1 protein-coding gene is annotated in these 480 nt (G+C 79.2%); it reads left to right on the forward strand.

All coding sequences use genetic code 11. The features are described from left to right. A partial coding sequence (locus tag GT354_RS50460) for a hypothetical protein (RefSeq protein ID WP_161364980.1) occupies positions 1-241 on the forward strand: 241 nt, incomplete at its 5' end. Positions 242-480: the final 239 nt, after the last annotated feature.

The following is a 480-nucleotide window of genomic DNA, read 5'->3' on the forward strand; positions in this document are numbered from 1 at the left end:
GGGCGTGTTGCGCGCGTTGGCGGCCGGGCGCGGCGGCGCCGAGTGGGGCTGGTTGGTGGTGGCGTCCGATCTCGCGGACGGGGCCGGCGGCGCGATCGAGTGGCGACGGCTCACCCCGGGCGAACGCACGTGGGTGGCGGGCGTGTTCGCGTTGGCCGCGTGCGAGGCGGCGGTGGCCTTGGGCTTGGCGGGCATCGACGCGGAGGACGCGTGGGACGCGGTGGGCGAACTGCTGGAGTGAGGACTACGCGGCGGCGGCTCCCGGGCGTGGGCCGCCGCCACGCGCGGCGGCCCGCGACGCGGCCGACGATCGGCGGAGCCGTCGTCACCGCGACTACCGCCCGGCGGCCTGGGGTCGGCGCGGCCACGGCGGTTGGGGCGCCGATGTCACTCGGTACCGTGATGTGGATGCCGCCGGCCGTCCGGGTCGCGGCTGCGTCGGCCTCGGCCCGGCCTCGACCCGGGCACGGCGCGGCACGG

This window comes from Streptomyces sp. SID3343 (assembly GCF_009865215.1).
Lineage (GTDB): Bacteria > Actinomycetota > Actinomycetes > Streptomycetales > Streptomycetaceae > Embleya.